At 42.7% G+C, this 22143-nt stretch carries 14 protein-coding genes; 9 read left to right on the plus strand and 5 right to left on the minus strand.

Annotated elements, in window-relative coordinates:
* Window positions 1-25 precede the first annotated feature (25 nt).
* From AC3IRT_RS15000 to nrdF, 9 genes are all read left to right on the plus strand, one after another.
* Window positions 26-1180: a 2-isopropylmalate synthase gene (locus tag AC3IRT_RS15000; protein ID WP_489394021.1), complete on the plus strand. Its 1155-nt coding sequence runs from the start codon at window positions 26-28 to the stop codon at window positions 1178-1180.
* Window positions 1181-1213: 33 nt separating this feature from the next.
* On the plus strand, window positions 1214-2461 hold the full coding sequence (ilvA, locus tag AC3IRT_RS15005) for a threonine ammonia-lyase IlvA (RefSeq protein ID WP_489394022.1): 1248 nt from the start codon (window positions 1214-1216) through the stop codon (window positions 2459-2461).
* Between the two features lie 138 nt (window positions 2462-2599).
* Window positions 2600-4417, plus strand: a complete 1818-nt coding sequence (locus AC3IRT_RS15010) for a serine hydrolase (protein ID WP_489394023.1) — start codon at window positions 2600-2602, stop codon at window positions 4415-4417.
* Window positions 4418-4789: 372 nt separating this feature from the next.
* The gene (locus AC3IRT_RS15015) at window positions 4790-7798 is read left to right on the plus strand and encodes a SusC/RagA family TonB-linked outer membrane protein (protein WP_489394024.1); all 3009 of its coding nucleotides are present in this window, start codon (window positions 4790-4792) and stop codon (window positions 7796-7798) included.
* An 11-nt stretch (window positions 7799-7809) separates the two neighbouring features.
* Window positions 7810-9309, plus strand: a complete 1500-nt coding sequence (locus AC3IRT_RS15020; RefSeq protein ID WP_489394025.1) for a RagB/SusD family nutrient uptake outer membrane protein — start codon at window positions 7810-7812, stop codon at window positions 9307-9309.
* Window positions 9310-9787: 478 nt separating this feature from the next.
* Window positions 9788-10021: a glutaredoxin family protein gene (locus AC3IRT_RS15025; protein WP_066756813.1), complete on the plus strand. Its 234-nt coding sequence runs from the start codon at window positions 9788-9790 to the stop codon at window positions 10019-10021.
* Between the two features lie 30 nt (window positions 10022-10051).
* A complete protein-coding gene (nrdI, locus tag AC3IRT_RS15030; RefSeq protein ID WP_489394026.1) occupies window positions 10052-10459 on the plus strand; it encodes a class Ib ribonucleoside-diphosphate reductase assembly flavoprotein NrdI in 408 nt (135 codons plus the stop codon).
* Window positions 10419-12524, plus strand: a complete 2106-nt coding sequence (gene nrdE / locus AC3IRT_RS15035) for a class 1b ribonucleoside-diphosphate reductase subunit alpha (RefSeq protein ID WP_489394027.1) — start codon at window positions 10419-10421, stop codon at window positions 12522-12524. Before nrdI ends, nrdE begins: the two co-directional genes overlap by 41 nt.
* A gap of 94 nt (window positions 12525-12618) precedes the next feature.
* Entirely contained in the window at window positions 12619-13605 is a 987-nt protein-coding gene (gene nrdF, locus AC3IRT_RS15040) for a class 1b ribonucleoside-diphosphate reductase subunit beta (protein ID WP_489394028.1), read from the plus strand.
* 118 nt (window positions 13606-13723) lie between these two features.
* On the opposite strand, the gene AC3IRT_RS15045 is transcribed toward nrdF, so the two are convergent.
* The 5 genes from AC3IRT_RS15045 to AC3IRT_RS15065 form a co-directional block, all read right to left on the minus strand.
* Entirely contained in the window at window positions 13724-14125 is a 402-nt protein-coding gene (locus tag AC3IRT_RS15045; RefSeq protein ID WP_489394029.1) for an OsmC family protein, read from the minus strand.
* Window positions 14122-15297, minus strand: coding sequence for a YbfB/YjiJ family MFS transporter (locus AC3IRT_RS15050; protein WP_489394030.1), 1176 nt, complete (start codon window positions 15295-15297; stop codon window positions 14122-14124). Before AC3IRT_RS15050 ends, AC3IRT_RS15045 begins: the two co-directional genes overlap by 4 nt.
* Window positions 15298-15489: 192 nt before the next feature.
* Complete coding sequence (locus AC3IRT_RS15055) at window positions 15490-17064, minus strand: RagB/SusD family nutrient uptake outer membrane protein (RefSeq protein WP_489394031.1); 1575 nt, start codon at window positions 17062-17064, stop codon at window positions 15490-15492.
* A gap of 24 nt (window positions 17065-17088) precedes the next feature.
* Window positions 17089-20217 (minus strand): SusC/RagA family TonB-linked outer membrane protein, encoded by a 3129-nt coding sequence (locus tag AC3IRT_RS15060; protein ID WP_489394032.1) that lies wholly within the window; start codon window positions 20215-20217, stop codon window positions 17089-17091.
* A gap of 207 nt (window positions 20218-20424) precedes the next feature.
* A complete protein-coding gene (locus AC3IRT_RS15065) occupies window positions 20425-22140 on the minus strand; it encodes a GMC oxidoreductase (protein WP_489394033.1) in 1716 nt (571 codons plus the stop codon).
* Window positions 22141-22143 lie beyond the last annotated feature (3 nt).

The following is a 22143-nucleotide window of genomic DNA, read 5'->3' on the forward strand; positions in this document are numbered from 1 at the left end:
TGTAAAGTACTAAATTTCGAACCCTATGTTACACGATCCGAATCATTTGTATATCTTCGACACCACCCTAAGAGATGGTGAACAAGTACCCGGCTGCCAGCTTACGACACCGGAAAAAATCGAAATAGCCAGAGATCTGGAAACACTAGGCGTGGATATTATTGAAGCGGGTTTTCCTGTATCCAGTCCCGGAGATTTTCAGTCTGTCGTCGAGCTTTCCAAAGCGGTAGACAACGTCATTATCTGTGCCTTAACTCGCGCGAATGAAAACGACATTACGGTCGCCGCCGAAGCCTTAAAATATGCCAAACGCCCACGCATTCACACCGGTATCGGTGCGTCGGACATGCACATCAAATACAAATTCAATAGCACGCGCGAAGAGATTTTGGATCGTGCAGTAGCCGCCGTGAAGCATGCGAAAAGCTTTGTAGAAGATGTGGAGTTCTATGCAGAAGATGCAGGCCGTGCCGACCTTCCCTACTTAGCGCAGATGATCGAAGCTGTTATTGCGGCAGGTGCCACGGTCGTGAATATTCCAGACACCAACGGCTACTGCTTGGCCGATCAGTACGGTGCGAAGATCAAATACCTGAAAGAAAACGTGAAGAACATCGATCAGGCTATCATTTCGGCACATTGCCACAATGATTTGGGATTGGCGACAGCCAACTCCATCGCCGCGATTCAGAATGGTGCACGTCAGGTCGAATGTACCATCAATGGTATTGGCGAACGTGCCGGAAACACGTCGTTGGAAGAAGTAGCGATGATTCTGAAAGTACATGCAGCGCACTTCCCGGGTCTTACCTCCAACATCAACAGCAAACTCTTTACAGCTATCTCGCAAAAGGTGAGCTCGATGATGCGCATGCCGGTACAACCGAACAAAGCTATCGTGGGCAAAAATGCCTTTGCGCACAGCTCTGGTATTCACCAAGATGGTTTCTTGAAGCACCGCGAGAATTACGAAATCATCCGACCGGAAGATGTAGGCTTACATGAAGCCGGCATAATCCTGACCGCACGCTCTGGCCGTCATGCTTTGAAGCACCATCTAGAGCGTTTGGGATATACCATGGACAAAGAAGCATTAGCATCTACCTACGAGCGTTTTCTCGTATTAGCAGATGCCAAAAAAGACATTGTGGATGAGGATCTTTTGACCTTAGTCAAATAAACTTTTCCTGTATACATAACACATAAATAATACATGAATTTATCCACGTTGGAAATCGACTCACTGGCTGCCAAAGAGCGCATTAAAGATGTCGTTTTTCGTACGCCATTGCAATATAATCATCACCTGTCGGAAAGGTACGGTGCAGAGATTTACCTGAAACGGGAAGACCTGCAAGTCGTGCGTTCGTACAAATTGCGTGGCGCATTCAATAAGATTAGTAGCCTAGCGGCGGATGATTTACAGCGCGGCGTCGTGTGTGCTAGTGCGGGCAATCACGCGCAGGGTGTTGCCCTATCGTGCAAAAAGCTAGACATTAAAGGCATCATCTTTATGCCCGGCCCAACACCGCGGCAAAAGATTACGCAAACAGAAATGTGGGGCAATGGCAATATAGAAATTGTATTGACAGGCGACACATTTGATGACTGCCAAAAGGCCGCGTTGGAGTACGCCGCCGAACATGCCATGGTTTTCATCCCTCCTTTCGATGATATCAAAATAATCGAAGGCCAAGGCACCGTAGCAGTGGAGATTTTGGAAGATTTACCGGATGTCGAAGCGGTGATTATGCCCATCGGTGGCGGCGGCTTATCTTCTGGATTAAGCTTTTATATGAAGCAACATGCGCCTGCTACTAAATTGTATGGCGTAGAGCCCGAAGGCGCGCCTTCTATGCAAGCTGCGATAGCACATGGTGGGCCGATTGAGTTAGAAAGTATCAACAAGTTTGTCGATGGTGCTGCCGTCAAAAAGATTGGTGCGCTTCCTTTTGCTATCTCTAGCCAATTATTGGATAGCGTACGCTCAGTACCAGAAGGTAAGATATGCACCACGATTCTAGAACTCTATAATAAGGATGCCATCGTGGCCGAACCAGCAGGGGCTTTGTCTATCGCCGCATTGGACTTTCACCAAGAAGAGATTCGCGGCAAGAAAGTCGTATGTATCGTATCGGGTGGCAACAATGATATTGATCGTATGGGCGAGATCAAAGAGATGTCGCTTTTGTACGAAGGTATCAAGCACTATTTTATCGTACGATTCCCACAGCGTCCAGGTGCATTAAGACTTTTGGTAACTGAAGTATTGGGGCCCAAAGACGATATTACCCGGTTCGAATACATTAAAAAAACAGAGCGTGAACGCGGACCTGCATTGATTGGTGTTGAGTTGGGCACTGCCAAAGACTACACCAGTCTGATCGAGCGGCTGAAAGCTTATAAGTTTGACTTTATTGAGATCAATAAGGATCAGACGCTCTTTGAATATTTGGTTTAGCCCTTCTAAAAGATATACATATACCAATACTTCATAAGGAAAATAAATAATATTAATAATTATATTAATATTATTTATTTTTAAATTATTAATACTAACTTAGGGGTACCAAATATCCATTTATTGCTATAAGTTAGTATGTATTCAAAAAATCACTTTCCCAATACAAGTCGTTTTTTCGCTGCACTTTTACTCGTCATATTCGCAACCACTTCGGTAAAAGCCCAAACTAGCACTTCCGCAAATTGGTCTACCATCGATTCATTGCTCGAAAAAGTACGAGCGGATTATCAAGTTGCTGGATTTTCCGTCGCTGTAGTACACAAGGATAGCTTACTGTATAGCAAAGGTTACGGTTATCGTAATTACGAAGAAAAGCTACCCGCTGCGCCACAAACTTTGTACGCTATTGGCTCTTCGACCAAAGCGTTTACTGCTGGATTAGTCGGCAAATTATTTGGCGACAGTTTGTCTTTGGACGATAAAATTACCCAACATTTGCCCGCCTTACGTTTTCAAGACGGACGCGAAAATCAAGTGACCGTACGTGACCTGATGGCACACCGCACCGGAATTTCTCGTTACGACTTTTCATGGTATCTCTTCAACACCGGTTCTCGCGACAGCTTATTGGCCCGTGTGCAACACATGAAACCGACTGCCGATCTGCGCGCTACGTGGTTGTACAACAATTTCATGTACCTAGCGCAAGGTATGATTGCTGAGAAGATGACCGGAAAATCTTGGGAAGATAATATTCGTACCCATTTTCTGAATCCACTCGGCATGACGCAAAGTAATTTGCGTATTGCTGATCTGTCGAACAATAAAAATGCTTCATTGGGCTACACGGTAGACGACGATAAAAACATTAAATATCTTCCCTATTATAATATCAGTGGCATGGGGCCAGCAGGTAGTATTAACAGCAGCGTAGCAGAAATGGCTAATTGGGTAAAAGTGTGGCTGAATGAAGGAAAATTCAATAGTCAGCAAATTTTACCAGCAAACTACGTTCAGGAAGCCATGAGTTCGCAGATGGTGATCGCAGCAGCCTTACCCTCTGCCAAACAACCAGATGTACATCTCAAAAACTATGGTTTAGGTTGGATGACTGGCTCCTATCGCGGCCATTACCAAGTAGAGCACGGCGGTAATATCGATGGATTCTCGGCGTCCGTCGCGTTCTTTCCCAGCGATTCCTTGGGTATTGTGGTGTTGACGAATCAAAATGGTTCCGAAGTGCCGGGTATCGTGCGTAACTTGATCTCTGACCAATTGTTGAACTTATCTTACGTGAATTGGAATACGCGCGGGGTAAAACAAGATAGCGCAGAAACCGAGGTAAAACCGGCAGAAGAAGATATGAGACAGGTGAAAGGTACTAAACCATCACATCTGTTAGCAGATTATGCCGGACAATATCATCATCCAGCATATGGACAATTTGAGATACGCCTTGAAAATGATACGCTAAAAACACATGTAGCGACAAAAGAACTTTGGTTAGAACATTACCATTATGATACCTTTATTTTCCGAGAATTGGGTACAGATAAAGAGAGTGAACAAGTCAGCGAAGGACAGAAAATCACTTTTCACACCGGCTTTGATGGCGACATTAAAAGCGCCCAGTTAGAACTTCCAGAATCGTTTGAATTTACACGTAAAGCCACCGTCAAGGAACTAAGCGCAAAAGATTTAGAAGCTTATACGGGGCAATATGCTGTTGGCAACATGAAGATTAAGATCACGGTAAAGGATAATGTTGTCTTTATGGATGTACCTGGCCAGAAAAACTATGAAACTATAGCCCAAGGAAATCACAATTTTAAAATCAAAGATCTTGCTGGCTTTGCGATTCGCTTTGAGCTAAATGAAAGTACTGGAATAGCAAGCACGCTTTATACGATTCAGCCGAATGGAACCTTTGCTGCAAAAAGAATTGTTGATTAGTTTTTTCAAATAAAATGTAGAATCCGCACCATATTTCTACACAACAATACGACTATTTCACAATCGTGAGATAATAAAATTACCTCATAAATGCATCGTGAACACCTCAAAACTGACAGTGTTCATGATGCTATGTCGCAGTTTTTCATAGCCTATGATTCCATAGCAGCATTCTATCCTTCCAAAACAAATTTTCCTACAAAGGAATATATTCCTAAATATATATCCCTTAAGTGGCTTTTTTTATTAAATTTGATTACCACTTATAAAAAAATATAAACTTAAAAATGCACACCATGGAGTAGTCTAATCACGCTATCCCTTCTAATTGGTGTAAAAACTACTATTTGATAAACTTAAAACACACTACACATGAAATCAAAATTACCTGCTCAAGGTATTCGCATGCTTGTGTCCGCGCTGGTACTTTTCCTACTGCATGGAAACATTGCGTTTGCGCAAAATGCTACCCTAAATGGTAAAGTAACCGGCGACGGACAGGCTATTTCGGGAGCTACCTTAACATTAGTAGAATTGGATAGAAAAGCCGGTACCGATGCCACCGGATCGTTTAGTTTTAGCGGCGTAGCCGCAGGAAGCTATACATTAATTGTTTCCTTTTTAGGCTATGAAACGTACCGCGAAACCATTCGCGTTAGCGCAGAGATGTCGCCATTAAATATCAATTTGCAGGCTTCCTCGAGCGAGGATATTGGTGAGATTACGGTTGTCGGTTATGCTTCCGTACAGCGGAAAGACCTGACCGGAGCGGTAACCAAGGTGAGTGAAAAAGACTTTAATCAGGGACCATTCACAGCGCCAGATCAATTAATCCAAGGTAAAGCACCTGGTGTACAAATGATCAACAACAGCGGCCAACCGGGTGGCGAAACGACGGTTCGTATTCGTGGTAATTCGGCTGTAACAGGAAATGGCCAACCACTCTATGTAGTCGATGGAATTGCCTTAGATGGTCGCTCACCGCGTCCATCACGTAGTGCCGCGGTTGGGGCTACACCAGGTGGAAATCCATTGGTCTTTCTCAATACGTCGGATATTGAAAGCATGGAAATCCTAAAAGATGCTTCCGCCACTGCGATTTACGGTGCGCGAGCGGCATACGGTGTGGTATTAATAAATACCAAGCGTGGTAAAGCAGGCGATCTACAGGTTAATGTAAACGCATCTACAGGTGTATCTTCTTTGATGCGTCGTTTAGATATATTAGATGCTAATCAGTTCCGTGGTGCCTTAAATAGTTATGGTATTACCGGAGGCGATCTAGGAGACAATGTGGATGCTATGGGTGCGATTACGCGCAACGCCATCATCCAAGATTATGCGGTATCGATGAGTGGCGGTACGGAAGATGCGAAATTCCGCGCTTCCATCGGTTACCAAGATCAAGAAGGTATTCTCATCAAAAGTGGTTTTAAAAAGGTGGCGGCTTCAGTAAACGGGAACTTCCGCATGCTAGAAAGCAAGAAACTAGGTCTAGATTTGGGACTAATTGGTACGCAAACCAACGAACAATTAGCTGCGGTAACGACTGATGCCGGTTTTGAAGGTAGCTTAGTCGGGCAAGCGCTCAACTGGAATCCAACAGAAAGGCTATATAATGAAGACGGTTCGCTTAACATCAAATACGGCACATCGATCATCAACCCATTAGGCATGGCGGAAGCCAATAATGATCATGCACGCGTTACCACGGTGATTGGTAGCGTTTCGCCTTATTACAAATTCAATGATTGGTTAGAATATCGTGTTCTAGGAGCGGTAAACTATAGCTCTGGTATCCGTCGAGCATCCACCAGAAGTTGGATCAATATTCCCGGCATTGTAGCCGATCAAGATGGTGGCGCTTTGGGCGGTGAGGCATCTTACGCGAATAACGAACTGATGACGAGCCAATTGACACACACCTTAACATTCAATCGCGAGATTGCTAATAAACTAAATTTGAATGCCGTAATCGGTTATGAATACATGAATTTCATGTACAAGGGTATGGATTTCCGTGGTATCAATTACGGTGATATCGACATTGATTATACAGACGCATTACAAGCGGGATCCAGCGGTAACCGGACAGTCAATTCATTCAATGATCCGACGACCGAATTGCAATCTTATTTCTTCCGTGCTATTTTTAACTACGACTCGCGTTATTTATTGACTGCTACGGTACGCCGTGACGGATCTACGAAATTCGGCGCTAATAATAAATACGGAAACTTCCCGTCTTTCTCAGCTGCTTGGAACATCCGCAACGAAAGCTTTATGCAAGATGTGGAATGGTTAAGTGAATTGCGCTTGCGTGCAGGTTGGGGACGTACGGGTAACCAAGAGTTTCCGGCAGGATCAGCGATTAACCGTTATGGCTTTATTAATGACAATGCGATCAGACCGATCAATAATGGTAACCCAAATTTACGCTGGCAGAGCGACGAACAAATCAACATCGGTTTAGACTTCGGACTATTTGGCACCAAATTAACAGGTTCGATTGATGTTTTCGATAAGAAAACCACAGACCTACTCTACCCGACTATTCCATTATATCCAAATGCACCGGATGCGCCTATTATCTACAGCAATCTGGATGGAGAGATTCGTAACCGAGGGGTAGAATTTGGCTTACATTCCAACGTAATTCAAAAAGAAAACCTAACCTGGAATATCGGTGCTAATCTGACTTTATTGAAAAATGAAGTAAACAACATGAATAATGTGATCCTTACAGGAGCATTAAGTGGCCAGGGTGTTTCGGGAGCTACGGTGCAGGTCATTCAAGCGGGGCTACCGATGTTTGCTATTATGACACGTGAATTTACGGGCTTAAGTCCAGAAGGATTCTCGACCTACACCGATGATGGTTTTTCTATGCTGTATATGGGCAATCCAAATCCTAGTGCCTTGATTGGTTTCAGTACTGATGTGGCGTACAAAAAATTCACTTTCTCCGCGAACTTCAACGGTATGCTGGGGCAAGACATTTATAATAATACTGCCAACACGGTATTACCAATTACCAATTTGGGTGGATTTAGAAACATTGCAGCTGGTTTGCTAGACTCTCCTATTCAGGAATCATTGACCAACTCGGCCGCCCCATCTTCTCGTTTTATCGAAAACGGAAGCTACTTCAAGTTGGCCAATGCAACCATTGGTTACCGTGTAGGTAACATCGGCGCTTCGTTGAAAAACTTAAACATCTTCTTCAACGGAACCAACTTGTTGTTATTCACCAAATATTCTGGGTTTGATCCAGAAGTCAACACCGCCAAAGGCGTCGGTAACACCGGTTCTGCAGGAATCGATTACATTGGCTATCCGCCAGCACGAACTTTCAACCTAGGCGTTAACTTCTCTCTTTAATCTCCGAAAACATGAAAAAAAATCTATATACCATGATATTAGCAGGCTGCATCGCCTTTGGCGGATGTACGAAGCTGGATGAAAAACTCAACGGACAAATCTCGGATACCGAACCGGGAGCAGTCAATGCGACCGCCTTGCTGCAAGGAGCTTATATTTCTATGCGCTCACCGTATCAAGGAAATGGTGGCTGGTGGGCACTGCAACAAACGACTTCCGACGAAACCATTCCGCCGACGCGCGGTGGTGACTGGGATGATAACGGCGCTTGGCGTGCCTTATTTTTGCATCAATGGCAAGCCGACCATGTCCGGATTCACGATGTGTTTCGAAACCTGAATGCCGTGAGTTATGCCGGAACAGATTTGTTGCGCTATAATCCGACGCCACGGCAAGCAGCTGAAGCACGCTTTATCCGTGCATTTGCGCAATTCTCTATCTTAGACGGCTGGGGGCAAGTACCATACCGCGAACCCGGCGAGGATATTTTGGGCATGCCACGTGTTCGTGGCGCTGAAGAGCAAATGGAGTATTTGATCTCGGAATTGAACGAGATTATGCCCGATTTGCCAACAGGCAATCCGCAAGTGGCCAACCAAGATGCCGCACGTATGATGCTAATGAAGGTGTACCTGAATAAAGGCGCTTTCTTAAATAGAGAAACGCCGGTATTCGACAATGCAGATATGCAAATGGTCGTGACATTGGCCGACCAGATCATCGGTCGCTATACATTGGCAAATAATTACTTTGACAATTTTGCACTCAACAATAACGAGTCGTCCGAGAACATCTTTGTTGGCGCAAACATCGGCGGAAGTAATTCTGGAGATATTTACTCCCTGCTAAGAACTACTTTACATTATAATATGAACCCGAGCGGCTGGAATGGTTTTGCCACGCTCTCTGATTTCTATGATAAATATGAACAAGGCGATCAACGCAGAAGCTCCACCTATGCAGGTGTTACCAATATCTCCGGTATGAATATGGGTTTCTTGATTGGCCCACAGGTGAATGCGCAAGGTGAAGCACGGGAAGACCGACGTGGCAATCCATTGAGCTTCACACCAGAAGTGAGTATTATAGAACGCGGAAATAATCTGGAAGTAACCGGCATACGTGTTGTAAAATATGTGCCAGATTATGCCAACATCGGTGCGGGTCATGCGGAGAATGATTGGGTTTTCCTGCGTTATGCAGATGTGCTATTGATGAAAGCGGAAGCTTTGCTACGTATGAATCAGGCCGCTGCTGCATTGCCTTTAGTAAACGAAGTGCGGACGCAGCGAAACGCCACGGCGCTAACCACAGTGACGACAGAAGATCTGCTGGATGAGCTTGGTCGCGAATTCTTCTGGGAATCTCATCGCCGCACGGATCTGATCCGCTTTGGCAAGTACTTGGATGCTTGGCAGGAAAAACCAGCCTCTGATCCACGCGCCTTATTATTTCCAATTCCATTGAATCAATTGGGCAATACCAATCTCACACAAAACCCTGGTTATTAAGAGTAGATTGACGCAATCGAATCGATTACAATATAAAATTCCTCCGGCAAACAAAACCGGAGGAATTTCCTTTTTTAGGAAGTGAAGTTATGTGGATATCCGCTTAATTTACTGTACAAAATTAATTCAATAAAATCAATAGAATACCGCATATTTTCCTGCTATATTTTTGTCAAAATACCGGTATATTTGAGGGATATTTCGGGAAAATATTTAAGGCTTTTCAAAGTTATCCACATACTTTTAACACTGTCTACCAATAGATTACCAAACTAAGCATTCGAGGAGCGAACTTTAACCGCCATCTCGCACCTGCATGTGGAAAAGTCCAACTAACTCGCGAGTCAAAAATAGTTGATCTTTGTTCAAGACAAAGGAATAATCACGATTCCGAATCAATGGAATATTTATTTATGGCAAACATAAGCTGAATCCTTTACTCGGCTTAAAGTTACCCCTCAAAAGATTTTAAATAGACATGGCAAGAATCATTAAATTTGAAAAGAATGACTGTGCACCGTGCGCACAGGTATCTTCCTACTTGGACAACAAGGGCGTATCTTACGAAACAATCAACCCGTTTGACGAGCCAGAATTGGCTGTAAAATTCAAAGTACGTACGGTACCCACGGTATTGGTGCTTGAAGAAGACGAAATCAAACACAGAATCATCGGATTCAAACCGGAGGAACTAGATCATATCGCGTTGTAAACCGTATTGCAAACCCTCTAAGCACGACTGATGACTCATATTTATTACGATTCAAAGACAGGAAATGTAGATCGCTTTATGCATAAAGTGACGCAGATAACGGGCTGGACTGCCACTCGTATCGAAGAGGATACCATACCATCAACGATGGGTCATTTAGTGACCTATACCATTAACTTTGGCAAAGTGCCCGAAAAGACACAAGCCTTCATCGATAAATACAGCCACATGATCCATTCGGTTAGTTCAAGTGGCAATCGCAACTGGGGAAGAAACTTCGCCGTTGCAGCAGATAAACTCGCAGAAAACTTCGACCTCCCGATTGGTTTAAAGTTCGAACTTTCGGGGACACTGGTAGATATTAATGAGTTTATTGACATTATAAAAAATCAATATTATGATAGCAAACGACGTAGCGAAAAACTGGATATTGCTTAACAACGAAATCATGATCAAACATGATGACGAGTTTAGCTTACATAAAGACAAAGAGGCTGTAAGAGCTTATTTCTTAGAATATGTAAACAAGAACACCGTGTTCTTTTACAACCTCAAAGAAAAAGTAGATTACCTGATCGAAAACAATTATTACATTGATTTTTATCAATGGTTTACTTTTGAGGAAATTCAACAAGTATACGACTATGTATATGCTAAGAAATTTCGCTTCCAGTCTTTCATGGCGGCATTCAAGTTTTTTCAAAGCTATGCGTTGCGTGACGATTCTGGCGAAAAATTCCTAGAACGATACGAAGATCGCGTGATGGCTGTTTCACTATTCCTTGCTCGTCAAGATGGGGTACAAAAGGCATTTGAATACGCAGAAATCATGATTAGCCAAGAATATCAGCCCGCTACGCCGACATTTCTAAACGCTGGAAAGAAAAGATCTGGTGAATTGGTTTCCTGCTTCTTAGATGAGGTTGGCGACAACTTAAACGGGATTGGCTACGCGATTGATTCTGCGATGAAACTATCTTCTATTGGTGGTGGTGTGTCGTTCAACATCTCGAAAATCCGCGCCCGTGGCGAAGCTATCAAAGGTGTGGAGGGACGTGCCGGCGGTGTATTGCCTATCATGAAAATCATGGAAGACACGTTTTCTTACGCCAATCAATTAGGCCAACGCCCAGGTGCTGGTGCAGTGTATCTAAATATTTTCCACTCGGATATTGAAGAGTTTTTGGATTGTAAGAAGATCAATGCGGATGAGAAAGTACGTATCAAATCGTTATCTATCGGTATCATCGTGCCCGACAAATTCATGGAATTGGCAGAAAAAGATGAAGCTTGCTATTTGATCTACCCGCACACGGTGATGCAAGAGTATGGCAAGTACTTGGATGAGTTGGATATGGATGCCATGTACGACGAATTGATCACCAACCCTAATATCAAAAAGAAGAAAATAAATGCCCGTCATCTATTGGTGAAGATCGCGCAAACTCAAAAGGAATCGGGATACCCATACATCTTCTACAAGGAAAATGCGAATAGAGCACATGCACTTAGTGGCATAGGAAACGTAAAATTCTCCAACCTTTGTACAGAGATTATGCAGGTTTCTGAAGTTTCAGATATCAATATCTATGGCAAAGAAGATACCATACGTTATGGTATTTCTTGCAACCTAGGTTCGCTGAATGTCGCTACGGTGATGGAGAACAAACGAATCAAAGAAACAGTAAAAATAGCAATGCGTGCACTTACCGTCGTAACGGATGTGACGGATATCGAAATGGTACCGACTATTGCGAAAGCAAACCGTGAATTGCATTCGGTAGGCCTTGGAGCGATGAATTTACACGGCTTCTTGGCCAAAAGTTTCATCATGTATGAATCTACAGAGGCATTGGATTTCGCAAATACCTTCTTCATGGCGATGAACTATTACTCTTTGGAAGCTTCCATGGAGATTGCCAAAGAAAGAGGCCGCACATTCGTCGGATTCGAGAAATCTTCATACGCTGATGGCACCTATTTCGACAAATATTTGGAACGCGATTATCTTCCAAAAACAGATAAAGTACAGGAATTATTTGAAGGCATGCACATTCCTACGATCGAAGATTGGACAAATCTAAAAGCGCAAGTAAAAGAGCATGGCATCTACCATGCTTACCGCTTGGCAATTGCTCCAAACCAATCTACCTCTTACATCATGAATGCGACCGCATCGGTGATGCCAATCGTAGATATCATCGAAGTGCGCGAGTATGGAGATAGTACCACGTATTACCCAATGCCATACTTGACGAACGACAATTACTTTTACTTCAAGTCTGCATACGATATGGATCAGATGAAAGTATTAAAAATGATTTCGGTCATTCAACGACACATCGATCAAGGTGTATCGACCATCTTGCACACCAATTCAAAAGACAGTACGCGCGACTTAGCGAAGTATTATATTTATGCACACAAATTAGGGCTGAAATCATTGTATTACACCCGTACGCGTAAATCGACCATCGAGGAATGTATCTCGTGTTCGGCGTAACCTTTTTATTATAGTATAATTCAATCCCAATCGGAACTGAATCGGAATACCGCTGTGTATATCGATTCAGTTTCTTTAAGTTATAAAGCAAACCATGAGCAAACAATATACCGCAGTAAACTGGAATACACCCGATAATGATTATGCACTAATGTTCTGGGAACAGAATATTAAGCAGTTTTGGATCGATACCGAATACATTCCTTCTAAAGATATTGATAGCTGGAAAGGTTTGAGCTGGGATATGAAGGAATGCTACAAAAAAGCGTTAGGCGGTTTAACTTTGCTAGATACGTTGCAAAGCCACACCGGCATGCCAAAGATCATTGATCATATCAATTCTTTGCAAAATAAAGCGGTACTATCGTACATGTGTATGATGGAAGCGATCCACGCTAAATCTTACTCTACGATCTTTACCACGGTATCGACGACCAATGAGATCAACGATGTATTTGGCTGGGTATCGGAAAACAAATTCTTGCAGTACAAAGCGTCGACTATCGATCAATATTACCGTGCGATCGACAAAGAAAACGTGACAGATGAGGAGCTTTTCATGGCTTTGGGTGCATCGGTATTACTAGAGTCATTCTTATTCTATTCGGGTTTCTTCTTGCCATTGTGGTTATGTGGCCAAGGGCAAATGGTAGCATCTGCAGATATTATTAAAAAGATCATCGCAGACGAATCGATACACGGTGTTTTCGTCGGTTTAATGGCACAAGAAGTATTTAACCGATTACCAAATAAGGAAGCGGTAAAAGCGCGTTTCTTGACGCTCTTAAATGATCTTTATGAGAATGAATTGAAGTACACAGAAGAATTGTACACCGTGGTAGGATTGACCGCAGAGGTAAAAGAATATGTACGGTACAATGGTAACAAGGCGCTCATGAACTTGGCCTTTGATCCGATCTTTGAAGTGAAACAAGTAAACCCGATTGTACTCAACGGGCTTAGCACTGAAACGACACAACATGATTTCTTCTCGAAGAAGTCTACTAACTACGAGAAAGCAACAGAAATTGTGCATTTGATGCACGAAGATTTTGAAATGGACGCTACGGTAGATATTTAGAATTTATGCTCTCTGCACCTCCGTAGTGAATATTTAATGAAAACCGCCCTAATGAAGAGAACTTTATTAGGGCGGTTTTCGTGTACTGTAAATTTATACAGCATACGCTTAATCCTCACTAAACATAATAAAGTGTGATGACTTTTTCTATAGAATCATGCAGGCTTAGTACCACTGGACAATGATATGCGGTGTGTATTAATATACTTTTTTGAACTTGCGATAAATTTGTATTTCTTATATGAATATCAATCTCGATTTTGTCGATCAATGTAGGATGCCTACGCATCGTTCTCCTAGTAAAAGCTTCTGCACACCCAATCGTAAAATTATGCTGTTGTGCGGCAACTTCCATGACGGTGATGATGCATGCAGATACTGCACCAACAAACAACTCATTAGCAGAAAAAGATTTTTTTACCGCTCTAGCATCTGCATCTGTAGTGACCAAACTCCCAGACTGCACATGTTCAATGATAGTTTGTAGATCTCCTGTGTAGGTCGTTTTTATCATACTCATGTTTCTTGATGTTTGATGACCAATATGGATACAAACGAGATGATAAGAAATATTCCACCAATATAAAATAGTGGATAATAGTTATCATTCTTAATCAGAAAAACCATCGAAAACCCACCAGCAGCTTGAAAAAAGGAGAAACCCAACGTCAGTGTGCTCCAAGCGATTTTATATTTCAAATCCCCGAAAATACGCAGGGCGTAGGAAGATATCAGCGTAATCATACCTGGTGTAAAAAAACCCACCGTGAAAGAAGATATATAAAATGCACGATCACTTTGGATAAATACAGGCATAAATACAGCCAAGATATAGATAAAGTAACTTGCTAAAATTGTATTTTTTAATCCGATGAGATCGGATATTTTGCCCAATAACACCGGACCTAAAAGTGCACCAATACCAAAAACAGTCCAACCCATGGCCCCAAAAGCAAAGCTCTTATGCATCTGTCGTACTAAAAAATCAACATAAAAGAGCGTATGCGGTATATAACCTACCGCATTACAGCAATACGCCGTAAGGAGGAACAAAAAGTTTTTGTTACGATAATCAAATTTTACCGCAGAGTGATCACCCACCTGCTGGTTTTCTGACACGACAGGTACACGATCCCAGGTATTCCACGTAAGCCATGTAAAAAATAGGCACACCACACCGAGAGCAACGAAAACTTCGGTCAAACCAATGCGTTCATATAAATACGGAATCAACAAACCGGAAACACAGACGCCAATACCAATACCGGAAAAAACAACGCCGGAAATAAGTCCTCTGTTTTTTGATTTCTTGTAATATGGCAGGATCAATGTCGGCGATAGCACCATCAGCAACGCACCACCAAAACCCGCTAAAAACCGCCATACGTACATCCAGTAAAAACCCAAATCATGCCACGCTACGAATATATATCCAAGCGCACACAATATTAAAGCTACCTTAATCATTGTAGCAGTATGAAACCTGTTTTGTGTAATATTGACGAATATAGGTCCTGCCAAATACCCCACTAGAGCCGCCGCGCCTAGCTGTGCAGCTTCAAAAGCGGAGCTCCAACCGTCATGGATGACCAAAGGAATTAATGCGGTGTACGCAAACCTTCCGATGCCTAATCCGATCAGCGTGCTTAACAAGCCAGCCAGCCAATATGGAGTCTTACTTTCAAAGCCCATCGTACTTTATCTTGGTATATAGAATGGTCATCACAACTAATATTCTTTGGTAAAAACAGTTTTAAAGTTTCAACTTTTCAAATGTAACCCATTATTAGTTAACATGTTTTATGAAAAGAAAATAAAATGTTGAAAAAATAAAAAAGCCACAGCATTAATGCTGTAGCTTTCAAAAAAGATATTCGTAAACGATTAATTCGTTTGATACTCTGCGTTTTGTTCTAAGTTTGGATTACGTTGTAGCTCATCCATCGAAATCGGGTAAACCAAATCCGATTGTTTGAACGTAGCTCCTGAACCATTCGCTGCTCCTACTAGTGGTTGGAAAGTAACCTGACCTCTATTCGTTGCGGAGATATTCGGGAACAAACCAGTACGAAGACAATCATCCCACATTTTGAATTCCAAAGGCAATTCGCGTAAGCGTTCTTTCCAGACTTCTTGTACAAATTGATCTACCGATAAGCCCTGTAATTGAGTGGTAATCTCCGCTACTGTTTCACCGGTTGTGCTCGCACGTGCTCTCACTTCTGCTAGATGCCCTGCTGCTGTAGCAACTCCTGTTGCTCTAGCTTTCACTTCTGCCGCGATTAACAAAGCTTCTGCATAACGGTAAATATTACGGTCTTTGATCGAGCGCCCAGTATTTAACAAAGCATCTTCTTCTACGAATGCCCAAACACCCGCAACCGTGCCACCATTCCAAGTTCTATCATTTAATGGGTTGGTATAGCTCCAATGATAATACTGATTAGGTTTAATTCGTAAATCGTCGTCTTCGTACACGTTCAAGAAGCGATTAGTAGGACCATAAACACGTTCGAAGATCGTATACTTATCAAAGATAGCATTAGCTGAGGCTGTGAAACCATATGTTGGCCATGAGCCTCCAGGGTTAATCACTTCATCAAACTCCATCGCATAAATGGTTTCCTCCAAGAGATCCGAAGTACGCAATTTATTATAGGCACTATTTGCGGCAAGGTCAGTATTCGTCGCTAAAGTGTGACCAGACTGAAGCACGATATCAATGTAAGGTACGGCTTCTGCATATTTGTTTTGCTGCAAATAGACATTAGCTAAAGCTATTGCCGCCACATTTCTATTTACACGACGGCCGCTACTATTAAAGATTCCATCAGGCAAAGATTCCACCGCAGCAATAAGGTCTTCTTCGATTACTTTATACACTTCTTCCGGAGCACTACGTGCTAAAAAGAAATCTTGATCCAAGCTTGCGTATTGGTCGGTAGATAAAGGCAGGCCACCAAACATTTTTACCATGAAAAAATAATTGAAAGCACGGAAGAATTTGGCTTCTCCTGTCAATCTTTCTCTTACATCATCAGGCATAGTGATGTTAGGAATGTTCTTGATCGCACCATTCGCAATGTTAATAGCCTGAAAAGCAGTACGCCAAATCTCATTTACTCTATTGGATACAATACGCGTATTTTGCTGTCTTGTCAACAAGCGCGAATATTGGTTAATCTGCTCCTGTCCCTCGTAACTATTTTCGAAATAGCCCGTCAACATGACTGGAATTGATGCAAACGGCCCTTGATACGCACCATTTGCATTTCCGTAAAAAGTAGGTGCACCTAAGCGATAAAGCGTATTGACGTTTTCTTGCGCTTGTGCCTGCGTGGTATAATAATCATTCTCTCCCACATCGGTTCTTGGATTTTCATCCAAAAAGTCTTTACAAGAACTCATGCTCAACATAGTTGACACACTAAGTCCTAATATGATATATTTAAAATTCATCTGTCTTAAGTATTAAATGGTTAATTACAAGGTTAGGTTCAAACCGAATGTGAAGGTTTTTGCTCTAGGATAAGAGAAAAACGTTACATTCTGACCAAACTTATTTCCATCTCCAGTTGAAGTACTTTCTGGATCATATCCTTTAAAATCTTTGGAAGTGATTACCCATGGGTTGTTCGCACTAGCATAAACACGTAAACCAGAGATACCCAAACGTTCAGCCCACGAAGAGTCGAAAGAATAACCCACTTGAATCAAGTTAAAACGCAGAAACGAACCATCCACGATCCAAGAAGAATCGATACGTGTATCCTGTCCAGCGTGACCGCCATTAGTCAAATAGATCGCCTGTTGCATGGTATTTGGATTCGATGGACTGTAAGCATCCGTCAGAACCTCTTTCAAACCATTGGTAATACCAAAACGGTCATACGTAGAGTGATAGAATTGTTGCAAAGTCTCTACGCCGTAAACGATTTGCATATCTACCGTCATATCAAAATTCTTGTAGTTGAATGTATTGATAAAACTTCCGGACCAATCTGGAATACCTTTCCCTAAGATTTCTTGATTTGCTGAACGATTCGGTCTACCAATCTGTTCTCTAGTGATTAATCCATTTTCAAAATCTTCTACCGTGAAAATGCCATCACGACGGTATCCGTAGAAGCTGTTTAAGTTTTCGCCAACACGGATCACACTGTTAGGACCGGAAACGAAGCTATTCTGAAGAATATCTGCGTTATTGTTTGCCAATTGAACCACGCGATTTTTGTTGTAGTTCATGTTAATGGTAGATGTCCACTGGAAGTTATCATTACGCACAGGTGAACCACTAATCATGATATCAAAACCTCTGTTGTTAACCGCACCAATGTTTTGGGTGACGAATTCAAATCCGGATGCATTCGGAAGCGGTGCTTGTAAAAGCAAATCGGTTGTTCTACGATTGTAGTACGAGATATCGAAGTTCAAACGATTTTGGAATAAACCTAATTCAAAACCTCCATCGATCGTAGCTGTTTTTTCCCACTTCAAATCATCATTACGCAAATTACCCAAGTAAGAGGTGGATACACGTGTACCATTCAATAGCTGTGTATTGTTAATGGCTCTACCGATAGATTGATATGGGTCAATCTCGGAGTTACCCGTGATACCAAAGCTACTACGCAGTTTTAAATTATTTATCCAAGAAACGTCTTGTAAAAATGATTCATTAGACGCTACCCAAGCCAAGCCCATAGACGGGAAGAAACCGAATTTGTTATTCGCTCCAAAACGAGAAGAACCATCATAACGTCCGGTAACCGTAGCCGAATACTTATCATTTAATGTATAAGCCGCACGCATAAAGTAAGAGTTCATTCCCCAACGGTCGTAGGCAGATTCTGGCGCTTGAGGTAAAGAACCGGCTGCCATATTATTCCATTTAAAGAAATCGTTGGTAAAGCCTTCTGTACGATTCATACTGAAGTTACGCTCGCGTCCTTGCCATGATAAACCGGCTACTGCATTAATGCGGTGATTATTGAACTGCTTGTTGTAGCTTAAGTACGTTTCTTGTTGCCAGTAGAAAATATCTTCATTTTCAATCTGTGCCCAACCATTTGGACGAGAAATATTGTGTAGCAATACAGACGAATAACCATTGTATTGTCTTCTTTGCTTATCCACGCCATATTGTGTTTTCAAATCCAAACCATCTGCCAAGTGGAAAGTCAACGCCGCGTTACCAAAGATTTGTGTATTGGCACGACGTCTTTCTTGCAAGTCTAGAATAGATACCGGATTAGACATCCCTTCGAAACCCAACAAACCGTTGACTGTAGATGAACCAGAGAACGAATATTGACCATCAGGCTGATATACAGGCAACCAAGGCAACATCTCAATCATCGTACGACGCGCTTCTTGCCCACCACCATCTTCCGGTGTGAAACGACCGTAGGTATGGTTGGCTGTTAAGTTGATACTCGTAGAAAGCCAATCTTTGACTTTCGAATCGTATGCTAACTTACCGTTCACACGTTTGTTGTAGGTGTTATTCACCACACCTTGCTGATCGGTATAGTTAATGAAAGCACCCATAGAAGAGTTTTCATCACCTTGTTGGATATTCAACTGATGATTTTGCGACACCGCTGTACGAGTAGCTTCGCGTTGCCAATCGGTATCAAATAATGGATTACCATTGGCATCGAAATAATTCGGATCATTAAACCAGTCTTTGCGATCTAGTGACCAGTTGTATTTATCTGGTTGATACGTGTTCTCATTTTCCAAACCGATCATAAAAGCCTGCACCCATTCTTCCGCATTCAGGAGATCCATAAAGCGTTGTGGAGAGCTCACACTAGCCGATCCTTGGTAACTGATGGTTTTGCGACCATCTTTAGAACCTCTTTTTGTCGTTACGATGATTACCCCGTTGGCACCACGTGCACCATAAATCGCAGCAGAAGAAGCGTCTTTCAAGACTTCCATACGCTCAATATCATTCGGGTTTACCAAGTGGAAATTTTCCATCACCACTCCATCCACTACATAAAGCGGGCTGGAAGAAGAGTTGATTGAGGCCGTACCACGAATTACCACGCGGTTAGCATACGCACCTGGCTGGCTCGAGTTGGAATATACATTCACACCTGCAGCCTGACCACGTAAGTTGTCTAGCGCACTAAAGTTTTGGTTTTTGATCATATCCGAACCTTTAGCGATGGAGATAGATCCGGTCACATCAGACTTCCGCATGGTACCATAACCTACTACGACAACTTCTTCAAGATCTTCTCCTTCGGTGTCTAAAGAGAAATTAACGGTTGACGAACTCACCCGCATTTCCGACTTTTTGTATCCTAGAAAGGAAGCAACAAGCGTTTGCCCATTACTGGCATCAATCGTGAATTGTCCGTTTTCGTCTGTCTGTGTACTTACATTGGTACCGCGCACAGTGATGGTTACACCGCTAATTGGTTCATTGGTGCTAGCGTCGTTCACTCGACCCATCACCTTTTCTTGGCGCTGTGTAATCTGTGTCCGATCACTAGTGCGGGGAGAATTGGGAACCGCTTGCAGGCTGTTGAAGCTGAGCGCAGCAACAGCTAATAGCGCAGTCCATAGACGCCCATCAGGATTGTACATGTTTTTCATACATCATAAAATTTAAAATTGTGCTAAATCGTTTTATCGATGGTCAATAAAAAAACGCTTACAAATAAAGAATAAGCATTGACCCCGATGTTTATAATTGTTGTGTTCTTCGGCAGCAATTAACAAAACTTTAACGGAATGCCGAAATATTTTTCACAAATATTTTCGGCATTCCGTCAATGATGTAATGTATATGTATTGGAATCGTTACAGATTGCCTTTTTTGAGTTCATTCACAGCGAAATCAACTGATCTTGCCGAAAACGCCATATAGGTAAGGGAAGGATTTTGTGTGGAAGTAGATGTCATCGCTGCACCATCTGTAACAAATACATTAGGTACATCGTGCATTTGATTCCATTTGTTGAGTACAGAAGTCTTAGGATCATGTCCCATTCGGGCACCGCCCATTTCGTGAATGTCTAAACCTGGAGCTTGAGAATTCTCGTCTCTACGAATGTTGGTAAAACCAGCCTCAGTAAACATCTCCTCCATCGTATCCAGATAATCTTTCTTCATCTTAGCATCATTATCATCATAATCTACCGAGATGTGTAGCAAAGGAATGCCCCAATCATCTTGCTGCGATTTATCTAGCGCGACATAGCTGGCTTCTTTCGGAATGGTCTCGCCCATCATGTGCGAACCTACGCCCCAATTTCCCCACTCTGGGTTGAGCAATGAGTTTTTCAGCTCTTCTCCCCAACCGCTACGATCTGAGTTTTTGGAACGCCAGGCTCCGAATCCGGCTGCATATCCGCGAAGATAATCTGTTTCCTGTTTATGTAAATTCCGGAATCGCGGCATGTAACCACCGCCAGCGGGATTGCGGCCTGCGGTCGCATAATCTAATAAACCTTCGTATTCCGCGTAAATTCGGGCACTATAATTATGGAAAGCAACATATTTACCCAAGGTGCCACTATCATTACCCAAGCCGTTTGGAAAACGTTCGGATTTAGAGTTCAATAGTATAAGATTGGTATTGATCGCAGCAGCATTTACAAAGATCACCTTCGCATAGAAATCGATCTCTTCTTTGGTATCCCGATCAATCACCCGTACACCAACTGCTTTACCTTTTTCTTTATCATATAAGATCGAATGCACGACGGCATCGGGACGCAAGGTCATATTACCCGTCTTCGCTGCCCATGGTAATGTAGAAGCATTGGAGCTAAAGTAGCCGCCAAAAGGACAACCACGCTGACACAAGGTGCGATTTTGACACTGCGTACGGCCTTGCTCGATATGTATAGGCTGTGGTTTAGAAATATGCGCACAACGTGCTGATATAACCTTTCTCTCTGGATATTTCTTTTCTACGCTTTGCTTGAAGTATTTTTCGACAACGTTGAGTGGATATCCCGGCAAGAATTCGCCATCGGGCAATTCGGGCAAGCCATCTTTATCACCTGCGATGCCGGCAAAGCGCTCTACGTAATCGTACCAAGGTTTGAGATCCTGATAACGAATTGGCCAATCGACCGCAAAGCCGTCGCGCTGCGGACCTTCAAAGTCGAAGTCCGACCAACGCTGCGTTTGGCGCGCCCAAAGTAATGACTTACCGCCCACTTGATATCCGCGAATCCAGTCAAATGGTTTATCTTGTACGTAAGGATGTTCTTTATCTTTCACGAAGAAATGCGCTGCATCTTCGTGAAAGGCATAGCAACGGCTTACAATCGGATTTTCTTGCTTGTCCGCAAAAGGCATTTCGTTGCGATGTTCAAACTCCCAAGGGTTCATATTTGTCGTCGGATAATCTTTAATGTGCTTTACATCGCGACCGCGCTCTAATACAAGCGTTTTTAACCCTTTCTCACACAATTCCTTTGCCGACCATCCGCCACTGATTCCAGATCCGATCACAATCGCATCATAGGTTCTATCTTTGACGGAGTCAATATTTAAATTTGTCATAAC

The organism is Sphingobacterium sp. KH_072 (assembly GCF_057837975.1).

What these genes read in the sequence shown, in the direction of transcription:
- AC3IRT_RS15000 (WP_489394021.1), top strand. Translation starts at nt 26, where the DNA reads ATGTTACACGATCCGAATCATTTGTATATCTTCGACACCACCCTAAGA.
- ilvA (WP_489394022.1), top strand. Translation starts at nt 1,214, where the DNA reads ATGAATTTATCCACGTTGGAAATCGACTCACTGGCTGCCAAAGAGCGC.
- AC3IRT_RS15010 (WP_489394023.1), top strand. Translation starts at nt 2,600, where the DNA reads ATGTATTCAAAAAATCACTTTCCCAATACAAGTCGTTTTTTCGCTGCA.
- AC3IRT_RS15015 (WP_489394024.1), top strand. Translation starts at nt 4,790, where the DNA reads ATGAAATCAAAATTACCTGCTCAAGGTATTCGCATGCTTGTGTCCGCG.
- AC3IRT_RS15020 (WP_489394025.1), top strand. Translation starts at nt 7,810, where the DNA reads ATGAAAAAAAATCTATATACCATGATATTAGCAGGCTGCATCGCCTTT.
- AC3IRT_RS15025 (WP_066756813.1), top strand. Translation starts at nt 9,788, where the DNA reads ATGGCAAGAATCATTAAATTTGAAAAGAATGACTGTGCACCGTGCGCA.
- nrdI (WP_489394026.1), top strand. Translation starts at nt 10,052, where the DNA reads ATGACTCATATTTATTACGATTCAAAGACAGGAAATGTAGATCGCTTT.
- nrdE (WP_489394027.1), top strand. Translation starts at nt 10,419, where the DNA reads ATGATAGCAAACGACGTAGCGAAAAACTGGATATTGCTTAACAACGAA.
- nrdF (WP_489394028.1), top strand. Translation starts at nt 12,619, where the DNA reads ATGAGCAAACAATATACCGCAGTAAACTGGAATACACCCGATAATGAT.
- AC3IRT_RS15045 (WP_489394029.1), bottom strand. Translation starts at nt 14,125, where the DNA reads ATGAGTATGATAAAAACGACCTACACAGGAGATCTACAAACTATCATT.
- AC3IRT_RS15050 (WP_489394030.1), bottom strand. Translation starts at nt 15,297, where the DNA reads ATGGGCTTTGAAAGTAAGACTCCATATTGGCTGGCTGGCTTGTTAAGC.
- AC3IRT_RS15055 (WP_489394031.1), bottom strand. Translation starts at nt 17,064, where the DNA reads ATGAATTTTAAATATATCATATTAGGACTTAGTGTGTCAACTATGTTG.
- AC3IRT_RS15060 (WP_489394032.1), bottom strand. Translation starts at nt 20,217, where the DNA reads ATGAAAAACATGTACAATCCTGATGGGCGTCTATGGACTGCGCTATTA.
- AC3IRT_RS15065 (WP_489394033.1), bottom strand. Translation starts at nt 22,140, where the DNA reads ATGACAAATTTAAATATTGACTCCGTCAAAGATAGAACCTATGATGCG.